We start from the raw sequence: 26,399 nt of genomic DNA, 5'->3' as shown, positions 1-26,399 counted from the left end.
GCGGAATAGACAACGCCCTTCGCTACCTGGATAGCGAAGGGCGTTGTGGTTTGAGCGTAACGTCTATTCTTTGATAAGCTTCTGAAGACGATGGTGTTCGCCCTGCGAAACCTGAATCAGGTACACGCCTGCGGGCCACGGATGTGTCGTCAGGCGGTGCGAAAAGGTGCTTCCTTCGGCCTTATGTTCTGAGGTGTACCACACCTTGCCGAGCACATCGACGACCCGGATGCGCACGGGTGCGGGTGCCTGTGCGACGGATGTTTCCAGCATGAGGGTTACTTCACCGGACGTAGGATTGGGATACAGTACGAGGGCCGGCATTACGTTTGGCGATGTGGGTTGAAGGGAAGCGCTGCTGTTGATTACCTGAAACTGAATCGATTGCATGGCCAGGACGTTGCCGCTGCCTTTGGCCTGCGCGTAGGAAGTCGCCTGCAACTGGTAGGTGCCGGGCGCGAAGGTTCCGGGATCTAGGTCGCCTTCGTTGTCGCCGAACAACGCATACGGAATCACGTTTTCGGTTTGCTGGTGAGTCAACGGACCCGTCAGCGAAAAGAGTACACTGCCCACTTGCGCAGGCTGGGGCGTGGCGCGAACGCTGAGCTGATTGGTACCGATCTGGGCCAGGTTGAGGGTCATGCCGTTGGTAAGCGTGCCTAGATCCTGATCGGTCAGGGCATTGACCAGCGTGAGGGTGATCGGAGCGGTCGGTTCTGTGCCGCAGTTGGAAGCGGCATCGCCCAGGCCTGTCGGTAGCGTCGTGCCCGTGGTCAGGTACAGTTTGTCGAGGAGGGTACCGTCTTCCCGGTAAGCCACGTCGATGGTGTTGAAGCCGGCCTGCAACGCAAACGGACTGTTCATCACTTCTTTCCAGGCGAACGCATTACCGGTTTGCAGTCCCTGCCACCATTGCATCCAACTGCCGCCGTTCACCCGCACCCAGAACGAGTCGTCGTTGCCGTTGGGGGCTTTCAGGCGCGCAAACAGATGAAAGGTGCCCGCGGTGGCGGCCTGTACCTGAAAGCGGATGCGGTTGGCCGCTACGTCGGCGGGGGCGTTGGCCATGCTGTTCAGGCCGGATTTGATCGCCGCATAGTACCCTTGCGAGGTATTGCCGTCACTCAGCACCTGCCAGTTGCTGCCCACTTGCCCACATTCGGCTTCCAGCCAGAACGTTTGCGTCTCGTCGGGCGTCGTGCCGGCGGGCACCACTTCAATGGCACTCACTTTGGCGTTTTCTATCTGGCGGATAAAATCAATGTCCAGAACGCCATCGCTCACGGTTACCGAAAACTGGCGCATCAGCGCAACGTTCTCGCCCCCGGCAGCCTGAAAGATGTCGAAGTTGACGAACTCTTTCGCTCCACCTTCCAGGTTTACATCGAAAACGCGCTTGCCCACGCCGTTTTTATTCAACTCTGCAAAGTAAAGCCGCACCTGGTACGTGCCGTTTACGACGGGCAGGTGGTAGCCGAACGCGACCTGTCCGGCCGGTACACCATTGGTCTGGCCACCGGTCCATTCGGTTTGGTAGAGGTTTTGATTCAACGGTGAATTAACGCCACTGATCGCACTACCGAAATCGGTGTGCACAAAGCCGCCCGTCACCCAGTTCTGGCAGTTACCGGTCTGACAACCCGTCCAGGTGATGCCGTTCACCGTCTGCGTCGGCCCGCCCGCGTTGATGCGGTACGTACTCAGGGGTGTTGGGGGCGGGGTGGTTTCGGTGACCCCGACGATTTCCAGACCCGCCAGCGTCGGGCGGTTGGCCGAGGCTTGCATCGTCAGGTTCAGGACCCCGTCCGCTACGCTCACGTTTGAGAAGGTGCGGACTACGGGTGCGCCGCCGCTCACCGTAAACAAATCCAGGTCGTTGTCGACCAGGGTACCCTCCAGGCTGATGTCGAATACGCGCTGACCCGCCTGCGCCGCCGGACCGTTATGCCCGAAATACAGCTCGGCGTGATGCGTGCGCACGGTATACTGGCCGTTGGGCACCGGAATGGCGTAACTCAAGGTGCCCTGATCGGCCGTGGAGCCGCGCTCTGTCTGGTACAGTGCCGGCAGGTTCAGGCCGGTGTTGCTGTACGTATGGTCGCTGGTGTAGTAGCCGGTTCCGGCGTCGGTCGTATACGTTTCTCCCGAAAAATTCACAGTCGGTCCGCCCGCGTTCAGGCGCAGCACAAAATCGCCGGTAGGGGGCGGCGTGCTCGTGCCTATGGTCAGTTGCACCGACAGCGCGGCGCTGGCATAGCCCGCAGCGTTGGCGGTCAGGGTGTAAGCGTAGGTACCATCGGGCAGGCCGGCGCTGTTCAGCGTCAGCGTCAGTTCTTCGAACGATTCGCGGGCGGTGCCTTGCGTTTTATTCACCTGCAACCAGTTGGGTAGTCCCGTAGTGTTGAGTTGGTAGGGAACGGTTTCGGCCGAGTTGGCCAGCAGTACCTCCACCTGTTGGGTAGCATTGGCCGCCAGTTGGAGCGACACCGCCCCCGGCTGGAACGAAAGTGCGCGGTACGGAGTGCGCGACAGCGTTTTCTTTCGGGTTTTGGCGGTGGGATACGACGTAGAAGGCGCTCCGCCGACGGCCACCACCAGCGTCGAGCCGAAAATGCGGGCACCGGGTGCCAGCAGCGGTTCCGGTAAGTTGAGGTCGGCCAACTGCTTCCACTGGTTCGACTGAGGCGTGTATTCGTAGACTTTGTTGCCGGTAATTTCTCCACCCACCACGTACAGCTTTCCGTCGAGGGCGAACGAACTGGGCTCGATGTGCGATTGATTTTGCAGCAGGTTGGCGAGTTGTGACCATTGGTCGGTGACGGGATCGTAGACGTGCACGGTCGCGACATCGGCCCCGCCCCCGCAACCGTCGTGACCGTGTTGACCGCCGAGGGTATACAGCTTGCCGTTCATGACCACGGTACCAAAGTGGTTACGCGCGTCAGGCATGGGCGACGCTGGTTGCAACTGCCACCCCGCCGCTGGCTGATCGAGGTCGTATACCAGGTGATGATCCACATCACAGGACGCGTTGCCGTCGAATCCTCCTACGTAATGCAGCTTCCGCCCGAGGCGTCCCAGGCCGCCGCCGCCCGCCGGGAGGGGAAGGGCCGGACCTTCGTGCCAACTGTTGGTGGAGATTTTATACCACCAGACGCGGTTCGTCACCGGGCCGGGGTTGTCGCCTACCCGTCCGCCGACGATCCAGACCGTATCGCTCACCAGCGCAATGCCGTTGTGCGTAACCGCCCAGGGCTTGCCGTTCGGTTGGTTGGGCATCGGGGCCAGCGCCGTCCATGCATTCTGCACCGGATCGTACTTCGCACACGAATTTTCAATCTTGATGTTGGGTGCGAACCCGTTGAAAAAGTAAAGTTCGCCGTTGTATTCCACCACCTGCGCCTCCGAACGGGGAATGGGGGCGTTGCTCACCGTCGTCCAGGTAGGGTAAGTCGTCGGGGCGTTTGGCGGACCATCGAACGACAACACTTCCATGAACGTCTCGGCGTAGGTGATTTCGGTGCCGCCCTTCGTTTTGGAACCGGCCGGAAGGTAAACGTCGCCGTTATACAGAATCGCCTGCGAGGCGTGGCGGCCCAGGTTCAGGTTGGCCAGCGCACGCCAGGTGCCGTTCAGCGGATTGAGGGCTTCGGTGGTTTTGAGCGCCAGGTTGCTCGGCGCGTTGTCGATTTCGCCGCCGATCACCAGCAGTTCCGAACCGATCACCACGACGGCGGCTCCGGCGCGTTGCGTGGGCAGATTCTGCGGGCTTTCTCCGGTGTTCAGCCAGCGGTTTTGTGCAAAGTCGTAGACGTCAACGGCCGCTTCGGTGTCCTTCCAGATGCCGTCGGACGTGCCGTCGCGTGAGCGCCGCCCGCCGGCCACGTAGAGCTTGTCGCCAATTACGGCCGCGTGGAAGTGGTCGCGTGCGTGCGGTGCATCGGGCAGAGTAGCCCACTGGTTCGTAGCCGGGTCGTAACTGTCGAACCAGGCTACATTGGCAGGGGTCACGCCGTCGTCGAGAAAGGCCCGGTGGCCGTTGCGATTCCCCGCCACGAGGTAGAATTTCCCCTGATAGAGCACCACGCCACCGCCGCCTCGCTGCCGGTGGGTCGGGACGGCCGCGCCAGTCGTCATCTGGTCAGCGACCGGGTCGTACATCAGTACGTTCGTCACCGGATCTTCGTCGGGGCCGTTGCCCTGCAGCGCGTTGAAAATGTAGATCTTCCCCTGATACGCCACCGCCTGAAAGTGGTGAATGTTGTTGGTTGAGGTTTGGGCGTTGCTCCACTGTTGGGTCTGCGGATCGTAGACCTGCACGGTGCGGGTGCCGCGTCCGCCAATCAGGTAGAATTTACCGTTTACCTCCACGAACGACGATTCATGGCGCTTTTCAGGATTGACGCCGTTCACATCGACCGGATACCACGTTCCCGCCGATTGCGCCATCGCGCCCGTCAGCAGCAGGACGCCGAGCAGCAGCCCGGCAGCGAAACGGAGAAATAGAGTAGAGAAGAAGGAAAGAGCAGCGGTAAAAAGGTGCATCATAGGAGAGGTTTGATAAAAAAGCGCGCGGTGCAGCGGCTTGATCGCGCGCCATACACCACATCATGGACAGGAAAATAGACGGTTGCTGGCAGCGGTGACCGGGGGCACAATACCTGGCTTGAAAAGGGGAAGGTGTTGTGTAACCGGATGGGCATAAACCAGCCCACGGAAGACCAAGCGCATGTCTTCTCGTAAATTTACGGAAGATGGAGTCGAACGTTCCTGTGCCGAATCGGTTTCCGGCAGAAACTTGGATTTATTTAGACCAAATTGAAGCTTTCAGGAATAGATCTCCTGTTTTAGCTTGATTGTCAGAGAGTTAAATGGGTGTGCCTATCCCGTATGAAGTGAAAAATTAGACCAACCTGACCTGTGTCAACGCCAGCCCTGGGCGACGCGACCGCAAGGGCTGCAGCATTAAGCTACCGATTGGCGCACCGGCAGGTAGACGATGAACTCGGTCCCTACCCCGGGCGTGCTGTGTACTTCGATGCGTCCGTGGTGTTTTTCCACAATGCCGAAGGTGATCGAAAGTCCCAGGCCCGTCCCGACGCCCACCTCCTTGGTTGTGAAAAACGGCTCGAAAATGCGGCGTTTCACTTCCTCGGGCATACCCTGCCCCGTATCGCACACGGAGATGGACACCTCGTCGGTAGCGGCGTGGTAGCGGGTGGTGATGAAGATGGTTCCCTGCTGTCCGATGGCCTGAATGGCATTGGTCAGAATGTTCATGAACACCTGGTTGAGTTGCCCCGGATACCCCCAGACCTGCGGCAGAGAATCGTGCGAAGACTCTACGTTGATGCGTTTGCGGCGCAGTTCGTGGTTGAGAATCAGCAGCGTCGAGTCGAGGCCTTCGTGGAGGTCGGTCGGTTTGAGGTCGTCTTCGTCGAGCCGCGAGAAGTTTTTCAGCCCCCGGACAATGGTGGCGGTACGTTGCGCGCCTTCGGCAATGCCGTCGAGCAGGTGATGGATCTCCTCGATCAGAAACGGAAAGTCGAGTTCCCGCTTCAGCGACTCTACCTGGGCGAAGGCTCCGTTCAACTGCTGCTGTGCTACGGCCTGTTCGTACTGTTGAAGAATCGCCAGCAGGTCGCGGATGTCGCGCTGCAGCGGCGTCACGTTCCCGCTGACGAAGTTGATCGGGTTGTTGATTTCGTGCGCCACGCCCGCTGTCAGTTGCCCCAGCGAAGCCATCTTTTCCGACTCGACCAGTTGCAATTGCGTGGCCTTCAGGTGCTCCAGGGTGCGTTCCAGCTTTTCTTTCTGGGCCAATACTTCTTCGGTGCGTTCCTGCACGCGTTGTTCCAGCACGCGCTTGTTGCGCTGGAGGGCGCGCGTACGGACGTGAATCAACAGCGCAATGCCGCTGGTGGCTACCAGTGCCACCAGCACATAAAACCAGGCGGTCTGGTAGAAGGGCGGCGGGATGATGATGCGCAGGGCCGTGCCGGTTTCGTTCCAGACGCCGTCGTTGTTGGAGGCCTTCACGCGGAACACGTACGTGCCCGGATCGAGGTTGGTATAAGTCGCGTTGCGTTTGCCACGCACGTAACTCCAGCGCTCGTCGAAGTTTTCCAGCATGTAAGCGTACTGGTTCTGGTCACTTTCGAGGTAGTTCAGGGCCGTGAAGGTAAAGTCGAGCACATTTTGGCGGTAGTTGAGCCGGATGGCGTCGGTGGTGCTGATGGACTGCGAAAGCGGCGAGCTGCCGTCGGTGGTGATGGGAACGGGTTCGTAAAAAAGCTGGAATCCGGTGATGTACACGGGCGGCACGTAGGCGTTGCCACGGACCTGATCGGGCTGAAACCAGGTGACGCCTTCTGTGCAGCCGAAATACAGCGCTCCGTCGTGACCCCGGTGCCAGGCCCCGATGTTGAAGGCCTCGCACGGCAGCCCGTTCGGCGTGTTGTAATTGACAAACGCCATGCGTTCTTCGGCCGCTAGGGGGGCGAAGCGGCTCAGGCCTTTGTTGGTGCTGAGCCAGAGTGCGCCGTCCTGATCGGGCACTACCCCGAACACCACGTTGTAGGGAAGGCCGTGTTCTGTGGTGTACGTGCGCAACTGCGTACGGGCCGGGTCGAGCTGGTAGAGTCCCCGGTCGCTTCCCAGCCACAAGTTGCCGTCCTGGTCTTCGGCAATGGCGTAACACGTGCTGGTGGAAAATGCGGGCGTATGCGCCAGCCGCAGCGGCAAAAACGTGTTTTGTGCGGCGTCGAAGTAGCTGAGGCCCTGCCCCGTACCGGCCCAGAGGGTGCCCTGACGGTCGCGGAAAAAACAAAAAACGGCATTGTCGCTCAGCGACAACGAATCGGCCGGCTGGTGCTGGTAGCGGGCCACAACGCGTCCGCCCGCGCTGATGTGGTTAACGCCCTGTTGCGTCCCGACCCAGACGGTGCCGTCGCGTTCCGGGTAGAGGGTCAGGATTTTGTTGCTCACCAGGTGGCGGTTGGCAGTCGTGGTGGTGGACGAGTAGCGCCGAAAGCGAAGCGGGGTGCCCAGCCAGGTGGGATGAGTCGAGCGGTTCAGGCCGCTGTTTTGCGTACCGACCCACAAATAGCCCTGTGCATCCTGCACCACACTGAAAATCGTGTCGCCGCTCAGGCTCAGCGGGTCGTCGGGCGCGTTACGCCAGGTAGTGTATTCGTTCTTCTGAGGCTGGTAGCGACACAGCCCGTTGTCGGTGCCGATCCAGACCGCACGTGTCGAGTCTTCCCAGACGGCATACACCTCGTCGCTGGGCAGCGAAGCCGTGGCGCCCGGCCGGTGGCGGAGGTGATGGAAGCGGATTTCGGTCAGGTTGAGTTGCGCCAGCCCGCCGCCGTACGTGCCGATCCACAGCAGGCCCGCACGGTCGGTCAGCAGCGTGTAGATGTGGTTGCTGGTGAGCCCGCCGCTACTGTCCGGGTGGTGCATGAGGCGCTCGCTTTGCCGGGTACGTGGATCGAACCGAATCAGGCCGCCGCCGAACGTCCCCAGCCAGTAGGTACCGGTCGAGTCTTCGGCAATGGCGTTGATTTCGTCTCCGACGAACAGGTCGGCGAGGTGGGCGTTGAGCGCATCGGTTCGAAACGTGTGGTGGGTGAAGGTTTCCGTCGCCGGATGAAACACATCCAGGCCCTGCGCCGTGCCGATCAGGAGATCGCCCGTACGCGATTCGTGCACCGCGAAAATGGTATTGTCGCCCAGCGAACGCGCGTCGTCAGGGCGGTGCTGAAAGTGGTGGCGGGTGCGGCGGGTCGAGTCCAGACGGATCAGCCCCCGTTCCGTGCCGATCCAGAGGTTGCCCCGGTGGTCCTGCGCAAGTTGCTGAATGCCCTGCGCTTCGGGTTTGCCGAGCTCGGGCAGCGGAAACGGCACCAGCTCCTCCGTCCGAAGGTCGAAGCGGATCAGTCCCCGGTCCGTGCCGATCCAGACCGAACCGCGCCCGTCGGGTTGCAGGCAAAGGATCTGCTGGCTGGGCATCAGAGTGGTGTAAAGCGGCAGGGTGCGGAACTGTTGCAGGCGACGGTCGTACGTACACAGGCCGTGGCCGTCCGTACCGATCCAGAGCAAGCCGTGCTCGTCTTCGGCCAGGCAGCGGATAAAATCACCGGCCAGCGACAGCGAATCGTCGGGCACATGATGGAACTGCGTGAAATCGTAGGCGTCGTAGCGGTTCAGCCCGTTCTGGGTGCCGATCCACAGAAACCCCTGCCGATCCTGCAACAGGGCCGTCACCACCTCCTGCGACAGCCCGTCCTCGACCGAAAAGGTACGAAACGGGTGGGGGAGCGTCTGCGCCTGTGCCCCGCACGCCACCAGCCATCCCAGTACGCACCACAGCCAGCGGGTGCGGAGGCGACGTTGGGAGACAGGGGAAGGCGCAGTAATCATCGGTACGGTACTTAGCGAACGTCGGAAGAATAAATTACAAAAGAGAAAGTTCGGAGATGGCACGCAAAGGACGTTACCCCGGTTGGGCAGAAGTTAGGATTTTGGGGCTGATGTCGTATAAATTCCGGAAGAATCTCTCCCGGATGCACCCGGTTGGGCGGCGCATTACCGATTACGGCCGGTCGGCGGCGTCTTTCCGGCACCAGTGAAACAGCCGCCCCTGTTCGTTGCCTACCAGGAAATCGGTCGGGGTCAGAAACACCAGCGACTCCGACTGGCCCGCGTTCGGGAAGCGCAGGCACTGGCGCGGCTGGTCGAAATTGATCGTTCCGTGTGCAATGTCGAAAAGGTAGATCATCCCGTACGAAAGCAACGCAAACCGTTGTCCGTCGGGACTGACGTCGGCGGCCGTAATCAAGCCTTTGATGGGGTGCGTGTCCACCAGCTCGGCCACGTACTCACCGGGCGTCTGGGGCAGGCGGTAAAGCTTCACCGGCCCTTTGCCGCGGTTTTTGGAAAACAGGTAGAGGCTGTCCTGCCAGGCAAAAAACGCTTCGCAATCGAAGTTAAGCGAATCGCCGGGGGGCGGGAAGGCCGTCTGATCAGGGTAGCGGAACCGGATGCTGCCCTGTAGCGTGCGCGTGGCTTCGTCCAGCACATGAATGGCCAGATCCTGACGTTGATTCCGGTTGTTGCCCGTATCGCCGACGTAGGTCCGCCCCCGGGTGTCACGGGTCAGTTCTTCCCAGTCCTTGTTCGGCACCTCGAGCGCAAAACGGTCTTGCAGCGCGCCCGTGTGGCTGATCACAAACAAATCGGGTCCGTTGCCACTGTCGTTGTGGGTGAGCAGCAGCGAGTCGTTCCACACCGCCAGTCCCGAACTCTCCGGAATTTCCGGGGCCAGGCGGCCGATGCGGGTGTGGACGTAGGTGCCGCGGTTGCGCGCGAAGTCGCCGTGGCGTCGGTCGGCATGGCATCCGCAGAAGAACGTCTGCAGCGTTACCAGCCAGGTGAAAATCTTCAGTTTAAGAGCCAGCATACCTTAAAGTCAGCGGTGTAGCGGCAAAGGTACCCGTTGCTGCGGAGAGCCGGAACGCTATTCCGACAGCCGCACGTCGTCGCCAACGCCCCGTTTGATGATCAGGCTGCGGATGCGCGGCCCTTTGGCCAGAATTTTTTTCTCCAGCACGGCGCGTTCGTTCACGTCGACCGCGCCGAACAGGTCCAGAATTTCGGAGGCGCGTCGCGATTCGTCCGACGATTTTGTGTGGACCACCACCAACGAGCTGACGTGGCGTACGGCGCGGGCGTGGCGACTCACTTCCTCTTCGTCGTCGAGCAGTGCGCTAAAAAAACGCATCAGACTGTCCAGGACCGTATCGGTTCGGGCGTCGGCCTCTTCCTTGGCGCTGCCAGCCGTGGCGTGGCGCGTCAGGTCAATGTTGTCGCGCAGAAAGCCCACCCGCAGCAGCTCCTTCACAGCCTGTTGGGCGCTAAATTCATGGTCGAACAGACCAATGACCGTTTGTGACATGGTGAAATCGTTTGAAGGAAAAAGTGTGATCAGAGGTGCTGGTTAGAGAACGACTTCGGATACACCTTCGGTATAGTAGATCGGTGGCTTGTAGATAAATCGGAAGGGTAAAGATACGGCTCTCTTTGCCGAAAGCTATTGCTATCGGACAGAAAAACCAAATCAGACCAAAAACATCATACAGGGATAAAATGCGTGCGTCCGCCACGCTCCGTACCCGAAATGTTACGCGCGCACCGCCGCGTCAGAAAGCGGCCGGATACCGGGCACGCAATCGGTGGAGCCGGAGGCGGTTGTACTGCTGTAAAAAGATGGGGTAGAGGTTGAACACGACGTTCGCGACGGTGATCCACGCGGCCCAGCCCACGCTACCCCGCCCGAGGGCGTAGCCGCTGCTCAGCAGAAAAAAGAGGAAGCAGAGTTGATGAAACGTTTCGTTGACGCGTCCGGTCGTCAGGGTGCGGCGGATCAGCCGTGCAGGATCGGCCGGGCGGTACTGGGGAAACTTCCGGCGGAGTGCCCGATGGATCAAATCCCCGTCCTGCGTGAAGCGCTTGACCGTTCGCAGGCCGAGGCGGTGGTACGCTTCGGGCGTCTGTCCCCATTGCCAGACTGAAGCGGGAAGCCACCACCCCAGCGCACTGACGATGGCCAGCAGTGTGAACCAGCCGGGATGCCAGGCCTGGAGCCAGAATCCGCAGAGCGGCGCGAAGCCCAGCAGTGCCCAGGTCACGTTGACCGCCTGGTTGTAGAAGACGTGGCGTCGTTGGGCAGCACGTAGGTCAGATTCCGTCATCGTCTCAGCACAAGGAGTTTTGTATGTAAGATCAGGATTGTGGGGCACTCGTCCAACAGTTTGATTCAAGCACTAACTAACGTTTGTTAGTTTAAAGAGAAACAGCTATATTACTTCAGCCCTCACGAAACCTTTCCGGCATGAGCGATCTTTCCGTGGTGAAAAAAAATCGGCGGCAGCACATCCTCGACGAAGCCGCGCGCCTTTTCAAAGAAAAAGGATTTGGCGGCACGTCGATGCGCGATCTGGCCGAGCAAGTCGGTATGGAAGCGGCCAGCATGTACAACCACATTCGCTCCAAAGACGAGATTCTGGAGCAGATCTGCTTTCAGGTAGCCGATCAGTACATCGCACATCTGACGGAAATTGAACAGCAGCCGGGGACCTACGTGGAAAAAATCAGGGCTTTGCTGCGGCTGCACGTGCGCCTGGTGATTGAACAGGGCGATGCCGTCGCGGTCGCCAACCACGATTGGAAATACCTCACCGGCGAGAAACGAGCGACGTTTCTGGAGGCGCGTCGCTTGTACGAACGGCGGTTGGCCGCCCTGATTGAAGAGGGCATGGCGCAGGGCGAATTGCAGCCGCTGCACGTATCGGTGGCGCTGTTTACGCTGCTGTCGGCGGTGCGCTGGGTAGAGTTGTGGTACCGGCCGGAGCGGGACATCTCGCCCGAAGCCCTGGAAGACGACATCGTCACCCTTTTGATGAAAGGACTGGAAAAATGAGCCGATTTTATCCGCTGACCATCAAGCACATCGCGCGCGAGACGCCCGATTGTCTGTCGCTCACGCTGGACGTGCCGCCCGCGTGGCGCGATCGCTTTCGCTTTACGCAGGGGCAGTACCTGACGTTCCGGCGGCAGGTACAGGGCGAAGAACTGCGCCGCTCTTATTCGCTGTGCAGCAGCCCGCTCGACGGCGAGTGGAAGGTGGCGATCAAGCGCGTTCCGCAGGGGCGCTTTTCCGGTGAGGTGGTCGACTCGCTCCAGGTCGGGGAGACGCTGGACGTACTGCCACCGCAGGGTAAATTTTACACGCCTCTGCAGCCCGAACGGGCGCGGCACTACGTCGCCTTTGCGGCAGGGAGTGGCATCACGCCGGTTTTTTCCATTCTGAAAACCCTCCTGCAGGCGGAACCGCACAGCGACGTAACGCTGGTGTACGGCAACCGGGGGCGCAACACGATCATTTTCAAAGAGGCCATCGAAGGGCTGAAAAATAAGTTTCTGACGCGTTTCCGGGTTTACCACATCCTGAGTCGGGAGCAGGGCGAGATCGACCTGTTCAACGGCCGCATCGACAAGGAAAAAACGCGACAGCTGCTGACGACGCTCATCGATCCGACTTGCGTCGACGAATGGTTTCTCTGCGGCCCCGAGGCCATGATTCACGACGTGCGGGCCGAGCTAAGCGCCCGGGGCATCCCTCCGGCGCGCGTTCATTTCGAGTTGTTTACCACCAGTCGGGCTGCGACGCCGTCTGCCCGGCGCCCGGCCGTCACGCCGCACCCCGACGACGCCAAGCGCCGGGTCGAATGCCACCTCGACGGACGCGTGGTGCAACTGGACCTGTCGTACTATGGCGACACGATTCTGGAGGCAGCGCTGGCACGCGGCATCGACCTGCCGTATTCCTGCAAAGGCGGTATGTGCAGCACCTGTCGCGCGAAAGTGCTGGCCGGCCAGGTGGAAATGGACGTGAACTACGCACTCGATGCCGAGGAAGTGGCAGCCGGCTATGTGCTGACCTGCCAGGCCCGGCCACTGACCGAAAAAGTCGTCCTGGATTATGATCAGTAACGAAGTAAACGGTATTTTGTAGGGAGCACACCGACCGCCGCCGGAATTGCGCTGAACGTGGGCGGGAGCTGCCACCTGCCGTCGCCATCAATTCAAACAACCGAATCACTTATGTCGTCCACCCCCTCCGAACATCAGTTTCAGGCCCGCATCGATGCCGATCAACGCATCGAACCGAAGGACTGGATGCCTGAGGATTATCGCAAGACCCTGATCCGGCAGATGTCGCAGCACGCGCATTCCGAGATCGTGGGGATGCTGCCCGAAGGCAACTGGATTACTCGGGCACCTACCCTGAAGCGCAAAAGCATCCTGCTGGCGAAAGTGCAGGACGAAGCCGGGCACGGCCTCTACCTCTACAGTGCGGCCGAAACCCTCGGCGCTTCGCGCGACGACCTGCTGGCCGACCTGCATGCGGGAAAAGCAAAATATTCCAGTATTTTTAATTACCCCACGCTTTCCTGGGCCGACATCGGAGCGATCGGCTGGCTGGTCGACGGGGCGGCCATTCTGAACCAGGTGCCGCTCTGCCGCACCTCGTACGGTCCCTACGCCCGGGCGATGGTGCGGGTCTGTAAAGAAGAAAGTTTTCACCAGCGGCAAGGGTTTGAGATCATGCAGACGCTGTGCAACGGCTCGGCCGAACAAAAGGCAATGGCGCAGGATGCGCTGAACCGCTGGTGGTGGCCGACGCTTATGATGTTCGGGCCGCGCGACGACGAATCGGCGCATACGGCCCGTTCCATGCAGTGGCGGATCAAGCGTTTCACGAACGACGAGCTGCGGCAGAAGTTCGTGGACATGATGGTGCCACAGGCAGAATTTCTGGGACTCACTATTCCGGACGAAGCCTTGCGGTGGAATGAAGCCACGCGGCATTACGATTTCGGCGAAGTAGACTGGGACGAGTTCTGGAACGTGGTGCAGGGCCGTGGCCCCTGCAACCGGGAGCGCCTGGATGCGCGCGTCCAGGCCCACGAAGCGGGCGCCTGGGTACGGGAAGCCGCCCTGGCCCATGCCGCCAAACGTAAAGCACGTCAGACACCAACCGAGCAAATGGTATGAGTACACCAGCCGACTGGCCCCTGTGGGAAGTATTTATCCGCAGCAAACAGGGCCTCGATCACAAACACGTAGGAAGCCTGCACGCCGCCGATGCGGCCATGGCGCTCCAGAACGCCCGCGACGTGTACACCCGGCGGATGGAGGGCATCAGTATCTGGGTCGTGGCGTCGGAGCACATCCACGCCTCAAATCCCGACGACGCCGCGGCGTTTTTCGATCCGGCAAACGACAAAATATACCGGCACCCCACGTTTTACGCGGTGCCCGACTCCATCAAACACATGTGATGCCTACGACGATTGACATACCACCCACCCAGACACGGTTGCTGCCCTATGTGCTGCAACTGGCCGACACCAGCCTGATGCTGGCGCATCGGTTGTCGGAATGGTGTGGGCACGGACCCGCGCTGGAGCAGGACATCGCCCTGACCAACATCGCGCTCGACTTGTTGGGCGAGGCACGTCACTATTTTCAGTACGCCGCCGCGTTGGAGGGGAAAGGGCGCACGGAGGACGACCTGGCTTACCTGCGCACCGCGACCGAATACCGAAATCCGCTGTTGGTCGAGCAACCCAACGGCGACTTTGCCGTGACGGTGGTGCGGCAGTTTTTGTTCGATACCTTTCATTACCACTTCCTGCAACAGTTGCAGCACTGCGCCGATCCCACGCTGGCCGCCATTGCCGAAAAGTCGGGTAAAGAAGCGGCCTATCACCTGCGGTGGAGTTCCGAGTGGGTGATTCGGCTGGGCGACGGTACCGACGAAAGCCACCGCCGCATCGCGCGGGCACTGGACCTCCTCTGGCCTTATGCCGATGAACTGACTACCCCCACCGCCCTGGAACGGCAACTGCACCACGAGGGGCGTATCCCCGATGTGCAGGCGCTGCGCCCCGCCCTGCGAGCCCATCACGAACGTGTGCTGACGGAGGCCACGCTGCCGTTGCCGCAAGAAGTCTGGCCGCAACAGGGCGGCAAAGAAGGACGCCACTCAGAGCACCTGGGTTACATCCTGGCGGAATTACAATACCTACAACGAACTTATCCCGGACTGACATGGTAACTGACAAACCCACCACCAAAGAACACATCTGGCACGTGCTGGCGGACGTAAACGATCCGGAAATCCCAGTGCTGAGCATCCTGGATCTGGGCATCGTACGCGACGTGCAGGTCAAAGGCAACGCCGTTGAGGTCACCATCACACCGACTTACTCGGGTTGCCCCGCCATGAGCGCCATCGCCCTGGACATCAGGAGCAAACTCATCGGGGCCGGCTTCGCCAACCTGACCATTCGCACCCAACTGAGCCCCGCCTGGACCACCGATTGGCTGACGGACGAAGGGCGGCAGAAACTGCGCGACTACGGCATCGCTCCCCCCGTGCGGGCTACTGGCCACGTACTGGCGCTGTTTGGCGAAGATTACGTCGTGCGCTGCCCGCATTGCCAATCCGATCAAACCCATCTGGTCAGTCCGTTCGGCTCGACGGCCTGTAAGGCGCTCTACCGGTGCGACGACTGCCGCGAACCTTTCGACTATTTCAAATGCCACTGACGCGCACCACGGCGGTCGGCCTTGTGGGCGGTGGCGCCATGGGTGCGGGAATCGCTCAGGTGGCGCTGGCGGCCGGACATCGGGTCTACCTGCACGACCAACGCGACGCGGCCCTGCAGCACGCCGCCCGGGCAATCCGGTCGGGTCTCGAGAAGTGGCGGGACAAAGGAAAACTTACGGCAGAAGAGGCCACCGCTGCGGAAAACCGGTTGCACCTAACTTCCGAGTTGGCCGAGCTTGCGGCGTGTGGTCTGGTGATGGAAGCGATCGTAGAGGACCTGACGCAAAAACAGGCGCTGTTGCAGGCGTTGACGCCGCACCTGACCGACACGTGCATCGTGGCCAGCAACACCTCGTCGCTCTCCATCGCGGCCTTGGCGTCGGCCTGTCGGCATCCAGAGCGTTTTCTGGGCATCCACTTCTTCAACCCTGCGCCCCTCATGCCGCTGGTCGAAGTAGTGCCTGCGGTGCAGACGCAGCCCGGACTGGCCGACGAGGTTCGGTCGCTAATGCAGGCGTGGAACAAAGTGCCTGTGCTGGCGAAAGACACCCCGGGGTTCATCGTCAACCGGGTGGCGCGGCCGTTCTACGGCGAAGCCCTCCGGCTGCTGGAAGAGGGCATCGCCGACGTGCCGACCATTGACTGGGCCATGACCGAACTGGGTGGCTTCCGGATGGGGCCGTTCGCGCTGATGGATTTCATCGGCCACGATGTGAATTACCGGGTGACGGCGTCGGTCTTCGAAGCGTTTTTCTACGATCCGCGCTACAAGCCGTCGTTTACCCAGAAGCGTCTGTTTGAGGCAGGGTATTGGGGACGTAAGGCAGGGCGGGGGTTTTATGACTACGCCACAGACGCTACGCCTCCTGAACCTGTGCGCGACCAGGCACTGGGGCAACAGATCTTGGGCCGTATCGTCGCCATGCTGATCAACGAAGCGGCTGATGCGCTCTTCTGGCAGGTCGCCACGGCAGAGGATCTGGAGCTGGCCATGACGCAGGGCGTTCATTACCCCCGGGGGTTGCTGGCCTGGGCCGACGCCTGGGGACCGGCCCACGTGGTTGCTACGCTCGATGCCCTGTACCACCATTACCACGAAGATCGCTACCGCGCCAGTCCGTTGCTGCGCCGGATGGCCCAAGAGCACCAACATTTTTTAGCCCATGTCGCCCACGCCTGATCCCACCGCCAACGCAGTCAAGGACCGGATGTGGCAACACGACGCCTTCAGCCAGTGGCTGGGTCTGGAAATCGAAACCTGTGCGCCGGGCTACTGCCGTCTGCATTTTCTGGTGCGCCCCGAAATGCAGAACGGGTTTGGCATGGTGCACGGCGGTGTCCTGTTTTCGGCGGCCGACAGTGCGCTGGCGTTTGCCAGCAACAGCCACGGCCGGTTGAGTGTCGTGCTGCAGGCGGCCATCGACTTTCTGGAAACCGGGCGGGTCGGCGAGGTGCTCTACGTGGAAGCCCGCGAAGAAAGCCTGAAGTACAAAGTGGGCGTTTATCAGATCCGCATGACGCGGGAAGACGGGACCTGCGTGGCGCTGTTCAAAGGAACCGTGTACCGAACCAGCCAGGAGGTGCTGGCTACGTAAGCCCCCGCGCTGTAGTATGAACACCAAACCACCACCAACCCATGACCCCACCATTGGAAAACTATGCCCTCGGGCGCTGGATACCCGGCACGGGAAATCATCATGAATTGTACGATGCCGTGACCGGTGAGCCCATTGCGCTGGCCAGCAGCGAAGGCCTCGATTTCGGGGAGATGCTGGACTACGCCCGCCGGAAAGGCAACCCGGCACTCCGCACCATGACGTTTCACGAGCGAGGACGCATGCTGAAGGCGCTGGCGCTGCACCTGACAGAAAAGAAAGAAGCCTTTTACCAACTGAGTTACCGGAGCGGGGCGACCCGGGCCGACAGTTGGATCGACATCGAAGGGGGCATCGGCAACTTGTTTTCGAACGCCTCGCTGCGGCGGCAGTTTCCCGACAAACCTTTTGATGTAGAAGGCGATCCGGTGACGCTTTCGCGGGGTGGGCAGTTCATGGGGCATCACCTCCTGGTGCCGAAAGAGGGCGTTGCGCTGCACATCAACGCCTTTAATTTTCCGGTGTGGGGCATGCTGGAGAAAATCGCCGTAAATCTGCTGGCGGGCGTACCGGCCATCGTGAAACCGGCCACCCTGACCGCTTTTCTGACCGAAGCCGTGGTGCGGGAAATCGTCGCGTCCGGCATCTTACCGGAAGGAGCCTTGCAACTCATCTGTGGTTCGGCCCGCGGTATTCTGGGCCACGTAACGTACCAGGACGTGGTGACCTTTACGGGATCGGCCGAAACAGGAAAGATGCTGAAGGCGCACCCGCGTGTGCTGGACGAGTCGGTGCCGTTCAACCTGGAAGCCGACTCGCTCAACGGGGCGGTCCTGGGTGAAGATGCTGTGCCCGGCACCCCCGAATTTGACCTGTTCATCAAAGAGGTGCGCAACGAGATGACGGTAAAGTGCGGGCAGAAGTGCACCGCCATTCGCCGTGTCATCGTCCCCGAAGCGCTGTTGGAAGACGTACAGATTGCGCTGGGGCGCGAACTGGCCAAGATCACCCTGGGCAACCCACAGACGGAAGGGGTGCGCATGGGGGCCCTGGCCGGGCGGTCACAGGTCCAGGAAGTGCGGGCCCGGGTCGAGCAGCTCGCCCGCCACACGCCCCTGGTTTACGGCGATCTGGAACAGTTCGAAGTGATGGGGGCCGACCGTAGCCGAGGGGCTTTTTTGCCGCCCATGGTGTTGCTCAACCCTGAGCCGTTCCGTTACACCGCTACCCACGAAGTGGAAGCCTTCGGCCCGGTTACGACGCTGATGCCGTACCGCTCTCTCGACGAAGCCATCGCGCTCACGAAACTGGGCAAAGGGTCGTTGGTGTGTTCCCTGGCCACAGCCGATCCGCAGACCGCTCAGGCGTTTGTGGTCAGCGCTGCCACGCACCACGGCCGCATCCTGATCATCAACCGCGAGGTGGCAAAAGAAAGTACCGGACACGGGTCGCCGCTGCCCATGCTGATCCACGGTGGGCCGGGTCGGGCCGGGGGCGGCGAAGAGATGGGGGGCAAGCGGGGCGTGGCGCACTACCTGCAGCGGGTGGCGGTGCAGGCCTCGCCTACCATGCTGACGGCCATCACCGACGTCTACCAGACCGGCGCGCGACAAATCGAGAAAGAAGTGCATCCGTTTCGACGTCACTTCGAAGAACTGGAAATCGGGGAGACCTACACCACGCATCGCCATACTGTGACTGACGCCGACATCACCAATTTTGCCAACGTGTCGGGCGACCATTTTTACGCCCATACCGACGTCACGTCGCTGGAGGGGACCCTATTTACGGGGCGCGTGGCGCACGGCTACTACATCCTATCCAAAGCGGCCGGCCTGTTTGTCGATCCGCGGAAAGGGCCGGTGTTGCTCAATTACGGCATTGACACGTGTCGCTTCACCAAGCCGGTCTATCCGGGCATGACCATCGGGGCCAGGCTGACGGTGAAAGAGAAAATCAATCAGGAAAAACGCGATGCCGACGACGTTAGCAAAGGTATTGTCCGCTGGCTGGTCGACGTCTATGACGAAACCGGCGAGACCGTCGCGCTGGCGACCATTCTGACGATGGTGAAGAAGCGGGCGCAGTGATTGCACTAAAAAAGGCGGTCCGTGCCTAGCGCACAGACCGCCTTTTCAACGATGACCAATACAGCACTTCAGGCAATAATTTTCCCGAGCGGCTCGCTTACGAAATCGAGATGACCCGCGGGGGTTTGGTTTTCGCTTCTTCTTTTTTAGGAATAACCAGACTGAGAATGCCGTCGCGGTATTTCGCCTTGATTTTGTTCACCTCAACGGTATTCGGCAGGTAGAAGGATCGTTTGAACGAACGGTAGCTGAACTCCCGGCGCGTGTAGCGCTCTTCTTCGTGCTCGTCCTGCGCCTGGGCCACTTCGGCATAAATCGTCAGCATGTCGTTATTCAACTCCACATGGAAGTCTTCCTTCCGCATGCCGGGTGCGGCCATCTCTACCTCAAAATCGTCGTTGGTTTCCCGGATGTTGACGCGGGGAACGGTGTTGCCTTCATGCATGGAGCCGGGCCAGGAAAACAAATCCCGGGTCAGGAAATCATCAAAAAATGTGTTAGAAGGCCAAATCGGATTTCTCTTGACAATGTTCATTTTCTCAGAAGTTTAGTGTGAAACCATTCAACAACCGCTGGAAAACGGCGACCGGTCGCTGCAACCGTTTCCCAGTAACTCAAATCAAACAAACATCAGAGATGTCGATCGGGCTATTTTCAATCCGTGTGCCAAGTGGAGTGCAGCCGAGCTTAGTGGACGATTCGACTAAAAAATGACAGTGACACGGTGAAAAAATGACAGTTTTTTAGTGTCGATTTTTCGGTGGAAATCGTGCCGTGTGCCCTGCACGTATCGGCCGTGTGTCAGGATCGGGAAGCCTGTAACCGCCGTTCGAGTTTCTCTTTTAATTGCTGGGTGACCTTCGCAAGGATGCGTTCAGTTTCGGCCGTGGTGAGTCGCCGAATCTCCGCTACCTGGCTCAGTTCCAGCTCTTCCAGCCAAAAGAGGTCGAATACCGTGCGCTCCAGCTCAGGCAGTTGCAGCAACTCCCGCCGGATCGCTTTGTGGAGGAGGGACCGGTCGTAACTGGCCAGTGCCCTTTCCATTTCTTGGTCGGCCGCTTCGTCTTTGAGAATCCTTTCCAGGTCGTATTGCCGGGGAATGGAGGCCGCTTCGTCAAGTTCGTCTGCCATTACAAGCGTGCCTTCTGCATCTACGGTATACACTTCGTCGAGCGAAGCGAGTTCCTGCAGCGCCAACTGGTCTAAATGGATGCGGTGCTTTCGCTCAAATCTTTTTTCGTGCAGGGCTTCTTCCAATACGTGATCGGCCACCTGATAGGCCCAGGTCGTCAGGGCGTCGGGCGTGACGGTAGGCTCAACGCGCTCGAACAACTGGAGGTAAACTTCGTTGAGAATTTCTTCGGCGGGTAAGTCACTTTTGGACAGCGCCCCGGTGGCGTGTGCCATGTTCAGTCGCCGGACCAGGTAAGAGCGCAGGCGTGGTAAAACGGCTTCGATCAGGGCCGTAACGTCGTGCCGCTGAGGTTCGTGCTTCCGATGCGCCAACGAAGATTCCGAAGTGGCGCCAGAAAATTTGCCAAAATCGTCTTGTTTCCGTTCCATTGCTTTTACGTTTTACAAACCGATACTAGCTTTTTGAGCGAGCATACACCCAGGGGGTAGTCACTCATTTTATACGGCTAAATTTATAAAACGGATGACACCCAAAGCAAGGGCAATCGCCAGGTTTGAGTGACACGTCGTGCAAAAAAATAAAATGCGCTACTCTTTCACGAACGGAAGGGTTACGGTCTCGCCGATGCGGAGAAAATAACGTCCGGCTGCCAGCTCGGCGACGGAAATGATTTGTTGAGATGCCCGCTCAAGTCGCAGGCGTTTCAACTCGCGCCCCTGCGTGTCGTAAATGCGGGCTTTGCGCGGCGCACCGGTGGGCATTTCCAGGCGAAACTCGTGGTGACTCGGGTTGGGGTAGAGTTTGTAGCCGGAAGCGGCACCAGCGTCGGCCGAGGTGAGGACTTCATTTTTCTGCACGGTCGACGACTGCACCAGCCACAGGTGGGGATCGACCACCACCTCCGTAACGGGCGAGGTCCCGAGGTTCAACGTTCGGGTGACTTCGCTGCCCGCGCTAAACTCCAGTCGCACCAGCGTATCGCTTCCGTCGGCTTGCCGGATCTCAATTTCGAGGGGCGTTGTAAACAGCGGTACGTTGCCCGTGGTGCCCTGCGTGACGAAAAGCACCAAGTTGGCGCCCTGTTGATTCCACTGCACGTCGTAGGTAGGATGGCCCGTGCCGTGATACCACTCCTGAAAAAAAGCGTCCAGGTCTGTGCCGGTCACTTCCTCCATCGTGGCATGCAGGTCGGCGGCAGACGCAACGCCGCCCCCGAAACGCTCCTGGTAAGCACGCAGGCCCGCAAAAAACAGGCTGTCGTTCCGGATCAGCGAACGCATCGTGTGGACAATGGCCCCGCCTTTCTTGTAGCTCAGGCGGTAATCAAAAATCCGGTTTACGTCGGTGGTGTCGGTCACAAAGACACTCCCCCCGGACGGCCGGGCGAAATTATGCGCGTCAATCATCCAACTGCGGGCCGTGTCGGGACCGAGGTGCTCCAGGGCCAGGTATTCGCCGTACGAAGCGAACCCTTCGTTGAGCCAGATGTCCTGCCACGACGCACACGTCACGTGATCGCCGAACCACTGGTGCGTCAGTTCATGGGCGGTCAGCGTAAACGTGAAAAAGCCCTGGGTCGTCATGGTCTGGTGCTCCATCCCGCCGCTGATGGGGGCCATGCAGTGTCCGTACTTTTCCAGGTAAAACGGATAGAGCCCAAAATGCGTGGAAAACAGCTCCAGAAAACCGGCCGTCAGGTCGATTTCTTCCTGGAATGTGGGGAGCGTCTCCGGGTTATCGTAGATGAAATTCTGGATCAGCACCGAATCGGCACTTCCGGCCGGATGGGCGTACAGGTTGTATTCCACGAACTGCGCCACTGTGGCGGAAATCAGGTAATAAGCAATGGGATAACGGGTGCGCCACTCGAAGCGGTGCTGGCCGTTGCCGAGTTCCACCACGCGGGCGAGTCTGCCGTTCGAGCCCGCTTTGTTGGCGACGTCGGTCGTGATGTCGATCCAGACCGAGTCGGCCTTGTCGCCCAGCACCTGCTTGCAGGGCCACCATTCGTAAGCGGCGTAGGGTTCGCTGAGCGTCCAGGTTACCCGATTGCCCCACGCGGGCGAAACGGCGTTGTTGATGCCTTCGCTCAGTGCCGCCTGACCGGTGGCCGTCGGCAGACCCTGGTAGAAAATCTCTACTTCCAGCACAGTACCGGCCGACACCGGCGCATCAAGCACCACCAGGCCTTCGGCTTCGTTGCGGCTTACCGGTTGTACTACGCCGTTGACCCGGGCCGAGTCGACCGTGAGCGACGGATGCAACTCGAATCCAAACCGATTGAACCCCTCGGCAACCACACGGGCCCGTGTCAGGACACGGCCTCTCACAAAGGTAGAGGTACGTTGCAGCATCAAGTCAAAATGGTGAAACAACACGTCGTACTGATTCATCAGGGCGGTATGCGTCTCGGAAACGATGCCGGGTGTCATCACGCTTTTTTGCAGAGCGGCTTTCCGTTGGGCGGCCTCCCGTTGGGTAGACGTCGGCTGGGCTAAAGTGGCCAGCGGTAGAAGCAGCAGAAAGAGGAGTCGGTGCATGGGAGAGCAAGTTACCAGATTCGCTACGTTCTGCCAGCGCTTTTCTCACCCGGGGCGATGCGTCAGGCAACCGGGAAAGATCGAAGGGATAGAGGCTTTGTTATCAAGGAGTTAACGGTTTATTTTCGCCTCGCGTTATGAAAACAGCCGTGTAAGGTTTCGGACCACGATAGCCGTTTCGGTACGAAGTGGATGCTTACTTTTGATTGTAGATGAATCGATTTTATCCGAAGATAAAACATTGATTTTTTCGATCGAGCGGTTTGCTAAGGCTGGTGGCAGGCGCAGTCACACACGGCGCGTTTTGGAGGCAAAGCCGAGCTTGATCCAGCTGGGGGAAGGGGCAAGGGCACGCCAGCCGCTTCAACTCACCAGCCGTTCTTTGATGCGTCACCGACCTGAAGTGCCCTGACCTTGCCGAAAAGTGGCATAGGTTCGCCGGCGGGCGGTGAACGTCAGTGCCGAACGCGATGTATTAATTACTTGGAATGGTAGCTAATCCTATGGAAGCCAGTACTTTATCGAATAACCTTACGTATCTGACCAACGAGCACCTGGACGTGTTGTTTCCTTTTTTCGTCGTGGTGGACTCGCAGATGACCATTGTGGATGCCGGCCGTTCCATCAAGAAACTGGTGCCCGATCTGGTGGGCAAATTGCTGTGGGAACGTTTTGTGGTAAAAACGCCACGCAGCATGGAGCTGCGGATGGAGTCGATGGTCGATTACACGCGGCAGGTGGTGGTGCTGGAAACGATTGCCGAGCGGAAACTTCCGTTTCGTGGCCAACTCATCGCCCTAAGTCACCTGCAAGAGCCTCAACTCCTCTTTGTCGGTACGCCGTGGGTGACCGACGCCGACCACTTTAACGCCAATCACCTCCAACTGACGGATTTTGCGCTGCATGACACCATCACCGACATGGCGCAGATCCTCAAGTCGAAAAACATCATGATGGAGGACATCCGGAATCTGGTCTCGGCCCTCCATCAGCAAAAGAAGAACCTGATTCAAGCCAAAGAAACCGCCGAGCGTTCGCAGCAAGCCAAAGAAACGTTTCTGGCGAACATGAGCCACGAAATTCGTACGCCCCTTAACGCGGTGATCGGCTTTTCGGACATCTTGAAAAATACGACGCTTAACGAAGAGCAAGCCGAACTGGTCAGGATCATCTCGATGGCGGGCGATAACCTGTTGTCCATCATCAACGACATTCTGGACTTTACTAAAATTGAGTCGGGCAACCTGGTGATGGAGGCCATTCCGCTCAATTTGCAGACGCTGACGCAGAACATCAAAGCGATTTTGTCTCAAAAGGCGGAAGAAAAAAATCTGTCCCTCAAACTCTTTATCGAAAGTGAATTGCCGGAGTGGGTCATTGGCGATCCGACGCGTCTGACGCAAATTCTGGTCAATCTGGTGGGCAACGCCATCAAATTTACGAAGGAAGGTAAGGTGCACCTGTACTGCGGAGTGGCCTCGCGCCAGGGCGACGAATACCAGATCGAGTTTCGGGTGAAAGACACCGGCATCGGGATTTCGAGCGACAAGGTCGAGCAGATTTTTGAACGCTTCGTGCAGGCCGAAGATCAGATCACCCGCAAGTTTGGCGGCACGGGGCTGGGCCTGAGCATCACCAAAATGTTGGTGGAAATTTTCAAAGGCACCATTACGTGCGAAAGCGAACTGGGCAAGGGCACGGAGTTTACGGTAACGCTTCCGTTCCGAAAAACCTCCACCACGCCTACGTTTGCCAAAGAGGCGGGCGTGAAGAGTTTGCGGCCTGACCTCCGCATTTTGTTGGTAGAAGACTCGGAGTTGAATCAACTGCTGGCCCGCAAGGTGATTCGGTCGGCCGGCGCACAACTCGACGTTGTCGCCAATGGGAAACTCGCCCTCGAACGGCTCGGCAACTCGGCCTACGACGTGGTGCTGATGGACCTGCAAATGCCCGAAATGGATGGGTACTCTACCACCACCTACATCCGCAACGTGATGAAACTGGACGTGCCGATTGTTGCGATGACGGCCAACACGATGGTGGGGGAACGGGAGCGTTGCCTGCAGTTGGGCATGAACAACTACATCTCCAAACCCTTCAAAGCGCCGGACCTGATCAACGTGATTCAGGAACTGTTGTAAGCGGAATCACTTTACGGTGCCGTGGCCATTTCTGCCAGCTTCAGGCAGGTTTTCCAGTTGCGGGTCGTGGCCGTTACCCGGAGCTTCTGTTCGAAAAAATTATTGGTCAGCTTGGTACGTCCGTATCCGTTCGGACAAAACAAGTAGATCACGTTCCCGTGCAGGCGGTATTCGTCCGGGCCGCTGGTGACGCCTTCCAACCGGGTGAGCGCTGCGGCCGAGGGCGCTTCCGACAAAAACGTGACGTGCAGAGGAGCGGGGTCTTCGTGGCGCTCGCGTAAAAACGGATTCTCCGACAAAACTTTTTGCAAGTCGGCGCTACTCAGCACAAGTACTGGCACTTCGTAGCCAAATTTCCGCGCCATCAGTGCCCGAATTTCCTGGGCCAGCGCCGAGGGTTCGGCGGTGTCGTGAGAGAGCACCACATTGCCGCTTTGGATATACGTCTGCACCTGTCGATATCCCGCTTCCTGCAACGCTTGCTGCAAATCGGCCATTTTGAGCTTATGCGACCCGCTTACGTTGATGCCGCGCAAAATAGCAATGTAGGTGTTCATCAGAGAATCGGAGAGGAAAGCCGGCAAGTTAGAAGACACGTCGGCAAAACAAAAAGCATACGCGCGTAAAGGGAACCGGAGCTAAACAAGCGTGGACCGAAGCCGGACCCTGGTGCGGTTACCACGCGGGTGTCAGTTGATCGATCAATTGCACGATGCGCGCTACGCGCGTGTCTTCGTGTTTGGCGCTGTAAATCCAGTCCAGGTACGCTTTCTTTTCGCGGTCGGTGCAGCGTTGAAATGCCTCGTAGGCCTCGGGTACATCTTCCAGACATTGTCGCAATTCTTCGGGAATTTCCAGGGGCGTTTCGTTCAGAAACAGCACGATGCGTACCCAGTCGCCTGCTTCCTTCCTGATCTTTTTCCGAATGGCCAGCCGCACCGGTAAAAACAACCGCCCGTCGCCGAGGGGCATAAGGTGCGCGTTCGGAATGGGCAAGGCGTCGATGCTGCCCCGGACGTGAACGCACCCAAAATGCGCGTGTGGGTCCGGCGCAATCTCCGGAATGGCGGCATAGGTCCAGCCGCCTTTGCCGGGAAACTTTTCCAAAAGGTAATCCTGACTGACCAGAGGGTGTTCGTGGGGCATGGCGTGTGGACGGTAACGTTAAGGCAGGAGGCGTTTGACCATCACAACGGTGTCCGGATAGTCCGGTACGAACCAGGGCGGCGCTTCGGGCGTTTCCGCAAATCCCGCTTTTGCGTAAGCGCGCACGGCCCCCGCGTTGCGACGCGAAGGTGCGAGGTAGACATCCCGGCAACCGAACGTTTCAGCGAGGTAAGTGCAAAGGGTCTGGATCGCATCTGGGCCGTATCCTTTTCCGGCGTGCCGGCTGTGTGCCAGCCAGATGTCCAGCTCAGTCGCCCGGCGTTCCGGGTCAATCGCGTTGTAGTTGATTTGCCCGATGGCTTCGCCATTCCGTTCGATCACAAAACAACGCCCCTGCAAAGGCGCGGTGTCGTCGAAGTACGAGGCGGCATAATCGTGCACAAACTCGACCCACGTAGGGGCCGGATTCTCAGGAAAGGTCGGAGGGCCGAGCATCAGCGGCGTCAGGTCGGAGTGCGCCAGCCACTCGAAAATAGGGTGCCTGTCCTGCCGGGTAGCGGGGCGCAGTGCAATGTCGGTGCCGTGCAGCAGAAGTGACATCGTCGTGTTG

General features: G+C 59.4%; 21 protein-coding genes. 10 read left to right on the top strand and 11 right to left on the bottom strand.

Annotated features, from left to right (window positions below; translation table 11 throughout):
* Window positions 1-63: 63 nt before the first annotated feature.
* From BLR44_RS12825 to BLR44_RS12805, 5 genes are all read right to left on the bottom strand, one after another.
* On the bottom strand, window positions 64-4,548 hold the full coding sequence (locus BLR44_RS12825; RefSeq protein ID WP_089682438.1) for a Kelch repeat-containing protein: 4,485 nt from the start codon (window positions 4,546-4,548) through the stop codon (window positions 64-66).
* A 417-nt stretch (window positions 4,549-4,965) separates the two neighbouring features.
* Entirely contained in the window at window positions 4,966-8,424 is a 3,459-nt protein-coding gene (locus BLR44_RS12820; RefSeq protein WP_089682435.1) for a two-component regulator propeller domain-containing protein, read from the bottom strand.
* Window positions 8,425-8,596: 172 nt separating this feature from the next.
* Window positions 8,597-9,463 carry a hypothetical protein gene (locus BLR44_RS12815; protein ID WP_089682433.1) on the bottom strand — a complete coding sequence of 289 codons (867 nt, stop codon included), beginning with the start codon at window positions 9,461-9,463 and terminating at the stop codon, window positions 8,597-8,599.
* 57 nt (window positions 9,464-9,520) lie between these two features.
* On the bottom strand, window positions 9,521-9,958 hold the full coding sequence (locus BLR44_RS12810) for a hypothetical protein (RefSeq protein ID WP_089682431.1): 438 nt from the start codon (window positions 9,956-9,958) through the stop codon (window positions 9,521-9,523).
* A 244-nt stretch (window positions 9,959-10,202) separates the two neighbouring features.
* The gene (locus BLR44_RS12805) at window positions 10,203-10,754 is read right to left on the bottom strand and encodes a glycosyl-4,4'-diaponeurosporenoate acyltransferase CrtO family protein (RefSeq protein WP_089682429.1); all 552 of its coding nucleotides are present in this window, start codon (window positions 10,752-10,754) and stop codon (window positions 10,203-10,205) included.
* Window positions 10,755-10,894: 140 nt separating this feature from the next.
* Here BLR44_RS12805 and BLR44_RS12800 point away from each other — a divergent pair, with 140 nt between their 5' ends.
* The 9 genes from BLR44_RS12800 to paaZ all read left to right on the top strand — a co-directional run bounded on the left by BLR44_RS12800 (window position 10,895) and on the right by paaZ (window position 18,866).
* Entirely contained in the window at window positions 10,895-11,482 is a 588-nt protein-coding gene (locus tag BLR44_RS12800) for a TetR/AcrR family transcriptional regulator (protein ID WP_089682427.1), read from the top strand.
* Window positions 11,479-12,555: a 1,2-phenylacetyl-CoA epoxidase subunit PaaE gene (paaE, locus tag BLR44_RS12795; protein ID WP_089682425.1), complete on the top strand. Its 1,077-nt coding sequence runs from the start codon at window positions 11,479-11,481 to the stop codon at window positions 12,553-12,555. Before BLR44_RS12800 ends, paaE begins: the two co-directional genes overlap by 4 nt.
* A 111-nt stretch (window positions 12,556-12,666) precedes the next feature.
* The gene (gene paaA / locus BLR44_RS12790; protein WP_089682423.1) at window positions 12,667-13,620 is read left to right on the top strand and encodes a 1,2-phenylacetyl-CoA epoxidase subunit PaaA; all 954 of its coding nucleotides are present in this window, start codon (window positions 12,667-12,669) and stop codon (window positions 13,618-13,620) included.
* Window positions 13,617-13,907, top strand: coding sequence for a 1,2-phenylacetyl-CoA epoxidase subunit PaaB (gene paaB, locus BLR44_RS12785; protein ID WP_089682421.1), 291 nt, complete (start codon window positions 13,617-13,619; stop codon window positions 13,905-13,907). Before paaA ends, paaB begins: the two co-directional genes overlap by 4 nt.
* A complete protein-coding gene (gene paaC / locus BLR44_RS12780) occupies window positions 13,907-14,686 on the top strand; it encodes a 1,2-phenylacetyl-CoA epoxidase subunit PaaC (protein ID WP_089682419.1) in 780 nt (259 codons plus the stop codon). The genes paaB and paaC overlap by 1 nt, the downstream gene beginning before the upstream one ends.
* On the top strand, window positions 14,680-15,180 hold the full coding sequence (gene paaD, locus BLR44_RS12775; protein WP_089682417.1) for a 1,2-phenylacetyl-CoA epoxidase subunit PaaD: 501 nt from the start codon (window positions 14,680-14,682) through the stop codon (window positions 15,178-15,180). The genes paaC and paaD overlap by 7 nt, the downstream gene beginning before the upstream one ends.
* The gene (locus tag BLR44_RS12770) at window positions 15,171-16,361 is read left to right on the top strand and encodes a 3-hydroxyacyl-CoA dehydrogenase NAD-binding domain-containing protein (RefSeq protein WP_089682416.1); all 1,191 of its coding nucleotides are present in this window, start codon (window positions 15,171-15,173) and stop codon (window positions 16,359-16,361) included. Before paaD ends, BLR44_RS12770 begins: the two co-directional genes overlap by 10 nt.
* A complete protein-coding gene (locus BLR44_RS12765) occupies window positions 16,345-16,776 on the top strand; it encodes a hotdog fold thioesterase (protein ID WP_089682414.1) in 432 nt (143 codons plus the stop codon). Before BLR44_RS12770 ends, BLR44_RS12765 begins: the two co-directional genes overlap by 17 nt.
* A 41-nt stretch (window positions 16,777-16,817) precedes the next feature.
* The gene (paaZ, locus tag BLR44_RS12760) at window positions 16,818-18,866 is read left to right on the top strand and encodes a phenylacetic acid degradation bifunctional protein PaaZ (protein WP_089682412.1); all 2,049 of its coding nucleotides are present in this window, start codon (window positions 16,818-16,820) and stop codon (window positions 18,864-18,866) included.
* A gap of 97 nt (window positions 18,867-18,963) precedes the next feature.
* Here the strand turns inward: paaZ and BLR44_RS12755 are convergent, their stop codons facing one another.
* From BLR44_RS12755 to BLR44_RS12745, 3 genes are all read right to left on the bottom strand, one after another.
* Window positions 18,964-19,401 carry an Hsp20/alpha crystallin family protein gene (locus BLR44_RS12755; protein WP_089682410.1) on the bottom strand — a complete coding sequence of 146 codons (438 nt, stop codon included), beginning with the start codon at window positions 19,399-19,401 and terminating at the stop codon, window positions 18,964-18,966.
* Window positions 19,402-19,667: 266 nt separating this feature from the next.
* Window positions 19,668-20,429, bottom strand: coding sequence for an RNA polymerase sigma factor (locus BLR44_RS12750; protein ID WP_089682408.1), 762 nt, complete (start codon window positions 20,427-20,429; stop codon window positions 19,668-19,670).
* A 159-nt stretch (window positions 20,430-20,588) separates the two neighbouring features.
* Window positions 20,589-22,541, bottom strand: a complete 1,953-nt coding sequence (locus BLR44_RS12745) for a M1 family metallopeptidase (RefSeq protein WP_089682406.1) — start codon at window positions 22,539-22,541, stop codon at window positions 20,589-20,591.
* Between the two features lie 488 nt (window positions 22,542-23,029).
* Here BLR44_RS12745 and BLR44_RS12740 point away from each other — a divergent pair, with 488 nt between their 5' ends.
* On the top strand, window positions 23,030-24,682 hold the full coding sequence (locus BLR44_RS12740; RefSeq protein ID WP_089682403.1) for an ATP-binding protein: 1,653 nt from the start codon (window positions 23,030-23,032) through the stop codon (window positions 24,680-24,682).
* An 11-nt stretch (window positions 24,683-24,693) separates the two neighbouring features.
* Here BLR44_RS12740 and BLR44_RS12735 read toward each other — a convergent pair whose 3' ends face one another.
* The 3 genes from BLR44_RS12735 to BLR44_RS12725 form a co-directional block, all read right to left on the bottom strand.
* Window positions 24,694-25,239: a DUF1697 domain-containing protein gene (locus BLR44_RS12735; protein WP_089682402.1), complete on the bottom strand. Its 546-nt coding sequence runs from the start codon at window positions 25,237-25,239 to the stop codon at window positions 24,694-24,696.
* Window positions 25,240-25,357: 118 nt separating this feature from the next.
* A complete protein-coding gene (locus tag BLR44_RS12730; protein WP_089682400.1) occupies window positions 25,358-25,828 on the bottom strand; it encodes a YdeI/OmpD-associated family protein in 471 nt (156 codons plus the stop codon).
* An 18-nt stretch (window positions 25,829-25,846) separates the two neighbouring features.
* A complete protein-coding gene (locus tag BLR44_RS12725; RefSeq protein WP_089682398.1) occupies window positions 25,847-26,389 on the bottom strand; it encodes a GNAT family N-acetyltransferase in 543 nt (180 codons plus the stop codon).
* Window positions 26,390-26,399: the final 10 nt, after the last annotated feature.

The organism is Catalinimonas alkaloidigena (genome assembly GCF_900100765.1).
Classification (GTDB): domain Bacteria; phylum Bacteroidota; class Bacteroidia; order Cytophagales; family Flexibacteraceae; genus Mooreia; species Mooreia alkaloidigena.
This window is presented reverse-complemented; position numbering and strand designations above follow the sequence as displayed.